This window comes from Streptococcus sp. HMSC034B03 (genome assembly GCF_001838575.1).
Classification (GTDB): domain Bacteria; phylum Bacillota; class Bacilli; order Lactobacillales; family Streptococcaceae; genus Streptococcus; species Streptococcus anginosus.
Genome location: NZ_KV837628.1, coordinates 95457 through 99758 on the forward strand (window position 1 = coordinate 95457; position 4302 = coordinate 99758).

Consider the following 4302-nt stretch of genomic DNA (forward strand, 5'->3'; position numbering starts at 1 on the left):
GAAGTAGGTGACGGTATTGAAAAAGCTGCCAACGATTTTGAATCAGAAGTAGCTGCAACTATGGCTGCTGCACTTGGACAAAACTAAGAATAAAAAAACAAACATATAAAATAACATGAGATAGGATTCCTGCTTTTCCCTGTTTTGTGGTATTTATAAGAAGTCTCATATGAATCTTTCCAAAGCTTTGTTGCTTTTAATGGTGATTCGTATGAGGCTTTTTCTAAATTTGGAATATGTGATAGATTCCTCATTGTCCAGAGCCTTTCGTTTTAATAAAATACTAAGAGTTCTGGGATTAGGGAACCTATTTTAGAAAACTGAAGTTTACATTGTGTCAAAAAAACACTTACGAATATATGGACTTTCTATTTATTTGAGGTATAATAGTAATTGTAGTATAATATTGATATTTATGCTCTAAGCTTATAAAAAAATTAGAAGAAGGAGAAATTTGTAATGAAGGCAAAGAGATGGATAGGCTTCTTTTTATCTTTACTAACGATTTTTACTGTTTTAGGATTTTGGAACGTCCAGCGGGTTTCTGCTGCTGATGTTACGAGTAAAGTCAAAATAGACAACTTGAAGATTACTATAGCATCCACAGGAAGCGAGACTGAAGGAATTCATGGTTCAAATGATACTTCGATGAACTTGAAATATTCAGGTGAATTCTCATTTCCCAATGTGGCAGCTAATGAAATCAAGAATGGTGATTACTTTATCGTAAAGGCTCCAGATAACTTGAGTTTGAAAGATGGTAGTCTGGATTTGATTGATTCGACATCACATACCCAAATGGGGACTGTCCAGGTGAATAATGCTAACCATCAGCTGGTATTTACTTTCAACGAAAAGGTGGAGGGCAAGCAAAATATCCGTGGGAACTTTGTTGCAGAAGCAACTGAAACGCTCAAAAAAGAGGGAAAAACGGTTACCTATGTTTTACCAGATGGTAAAAAACAGACCATCACGTATAAAGTGAATAAATATGAAAAGACTGACGTGATTGGAGAAACTATTACAAAGTACGGTTATAACGATAACAATAAGGCGATAGCACATTTTCAAATGAAAATTAATCGCGCTAAGAAAGATATGACTGGACATGTGGTGAAGATTACAGATGACGTCTCAAAGGAAGCCTTCGCTAGCTACATAGAAGGTACTTTCTCTATGCATGAAGTGGAATTTGAGACGACGAATACGAATTCGTCTGCTCTTAAACATATAGGTGATAAATACGAAATCACAACCGATCCGAAGGTATACAAGGCTGACTCAGATAAAAAGGCTTTGTTGACCTTTGTCAATGGGAAACGAGGATTTGAGTTGCTCATGCCGACCAATATGGGAACAAAGAGCTTTTTCTTAACGTATGATACGTCATCACCAGCAGATACTTCAACGATAAGTAACTCAGCGCAGTACCTGATTGATAACCAACCACAACTTATTTGGGAAAAATACGGAGGTAGTACCGGAACTAAAACAGAAGCAACGTTTAATTTAAAGACGGTTAAATCTGTTGGTGCATCAGTCACAGCTGATATTGCTGGTAAAATTAAAATCACAAAATTCGACAAAGCTGATGCGGCTGTTAAGTTGGCAGGCGTTGTCTTTGAAATCATACGAAAAAGTGACGGGGTTAAAGTTCAGGAAGTAACAACTGATGCGGACGGGATTGCCGTTTCAAATCATCTTAATGATGGTAAGTATATTGTTAAAGAAAAGACTCCGAAATCAGGCTATCGGCTATCAGGTAAATAGTCAAGAATTTGAAGTGGAGATGAAAGGTGGAAAAGGTGTTCCCCTCAACATCTCTAATAAACGTGTGACAGTTGACTTTGAAGCCACTAAGACTTGGGTAGGTGGAAAGAAAACTGACTACAAAGAAGTCAAACTTGGCTTGTATGTCCATAAGAAAGGACAAACTGTTGCAGATTCAAAACCTGTCTCAGGGAACTATACTCCTGAAGTAACTGAGTCCAATGGTGTTTATACTTACGAGTGGAAAAATCAACTACCTAAGTACGATGTCGATGGAACAACAGAATTAGTTTATTCTGTTCGCGAACTTCAAGACCAGACAGACCTTCCTTTGCAAGAAGGAGAGAAAGTCAAAGTTGGAGAGAATAACTATGTCGTATCTTACAATGCAGACAAGACTCAAGTAACCAATACTTATGAAGTTCCAAAAACAAACGTGACGGCTAAGAAAGTCTGGGTTGGCGGTCAGGAACGTGTTCGTCCAACTACCTACTTCAAACTTTACCGCACACTAGAAGGTGGAACTGAAGAAGCAGCACCTAATGCTGAACTTAAAAAAGTTCCTACAACAGATGGTACGGTTAAATGGACAGGTCTTCCGGCTACAGATCAAAACGCTAAGAAGTACACCTATAGCGTGAAAGAAGTTGATGACAAAGGTGAACTGATCACTAAAGTGGATGGTTATACTCCTAGCCAAATAGACCCTCTTACTATCAAAAATACCTATAGCGCTTCACCAGCTGAGGCTGTAATTGAAGCTAAGAAAAAATTGGAAGGTCGTCCAACAGAGCTTCAAGACGAAGAATTTGAATTTATCTTGAAAGATAATGATGGAAAAGAAGTTCAAAGAATCAAGAATAAAGGTACTAATGCTGATGGAACTGGTCGCGTAGTCTTCAATCCTATTAAATTTACAAAAGAAGGACATTATCAGTACACCATTGTGGAAGCAAAAGCAGGTGAAACTGAAAATGGTATCACCTATGATAATAGAACAGTTCCTGTAATTGTACACGTCTATGATAATGGAAGAGGTCAACTGGTTGCTTGGGTTGAGAAATTCGAAATTTCTCAAGTAGCACTTCCAGCAGCTGATTTTTCAACTTCAGCACCTGGTTCTAATCTTGTACCACCAATCTCTGGTGCCATCAACACCATTACAGATGCCGGAATTCAAACATTCACAAATACGTACAAAGCTACCAAGGTCAAAGTGCCTGTTGCTGCGACGAAATCATTCATCAACAAGAACACTGATAAGCCAATTCAGCTTCAAGGTGGGGAATTCGAATTTGCCTTGTTTGAGAAAAATGGTACAGATCCAATTCAAACAACAACAAATGATGCAACTGGAAACATTAAGTTTGAAGATTTAGAATTCAATAAAGCTGACACTTATCATTACACCATCGTTGAAAAGAATGCTGGGACAACTGATAAAGGAATCACTTATTCTAACAAGACTATCGAAGTAACGATCAAAGTTGTTGACAACGGTAAGGGAGCGCTTGAAGCAACTGTTACCTATGACAATAACGACAGCACTTTCGAAAACACCTATAAGGCTGAAAATGCCAAAGCTGTTCTTGAAGTAGATAAGAAACTAAGTAATCGCAATCTCGAAGCTAACATGTTCGAATTTACATTGACAGACCAAGTTGGTAACGTTGAAAAAGCGAAGAATGGTGCTGACGGAAAAGTTAAATTCTCAGAGTTGACATTTGATGAAGCAGGTACTTACACTTACACCATCAAGGAAGTAAAAGCTGGCACAACGGAGAATGGTATCACCTACGATGCTAAGACCGTCACAGCTAAAGTAACTGTAACCGATGATGGTCAAGGTAAATTGCATGCGGCTGTTGAATACAGCAGTGATGGTACAGCTAATAGCACAACCTTCAATAATGTCTACACCCCAGCAGGTGACACATCCGTTACTCTTGGTGCGAAAAAAGTTCTTGAAGGTAAAACTCTTGAAGCAGGTAAATACAGCTTTGTCTTGAAGAAAGCAGATGGAACTGTTGTCGAAACAGTAACCAACGCTGCAGATGGAACAGTGACCTTCTCACCAATCTCATATAATGAGAGCCAAGTAGGAACTCACAAGTACACTATCTCAGAAGTTGCTGGATCTGAAACAGGAATCACTTACGATAAGACCGTTCAAGAAGTTGAAGTAACGGTTGAAAAAGTAAGCGCAACTGAATTGAAAGCAACTGCCTCAAAAGAAGCAAAAGATCTTGTATTTACAAACAAATACACCCCAGCAGGTGACACATCCATTACTCTCGGAGCTAAGAAAGTTCTTGAAGGTAAAACTCTTGAAGCAGGTAAATACAGCTTTGTCTTGAAGAAAGCAGATGGAACTGTTGTCGAAACAGTAACCAACGCTGCAGATGGAACAGTGACCTTCTCACCAATCTCATATGATGAGAGCCAAGTGGGAACTCACAAGTATACCATCTCAGAAGTTGCTGGATCTGAAGCAGGAATCACTTATGATAAGACTGTTCGAGAAGTAGAAGT

Annotated in this window: 2 protein-coding genes; both read left to right on the plus strand. The window is 38.7% G+C overall.

Going from position 1 to position 4302, the window contains the following annotated elements; translation table 11 throughout:
- Positions 1-459 precede the first annotated feature (459 nt).
- Positions 460-1770: an Ig-like domain-containing protein gene (locus HMPREF2634_RS10175; RefSeq protein ID WP_257362122.1), complete on the plus strand. Its 1311-nt coding sequence runs from the start codon at positions 460-462 to the stop codon at positions 1768-1770.
- The coding region (locus HMPREF2634_RS04175) for a Spy0128 family protein (RefSeq protein ID WP_257362124.1) at positions 1721-4302 on the plus strand (2582 nt) is incomplete at its 3' end. The genes HMPREF2634_RS10175 and HMPREF2634_RS04175, both read left to right, overlap by 50 nt.

Bases quoted from the DNA above. Each gene is read 5' to 3' on its own strand.
- HMPREF2634_RS10175 (WP_257362122.1), top strand. From the start codon at position 460: ATGAAGGCAAAGAGATGGATAGGCTTCTTTTTATCTTTACTAACGATT.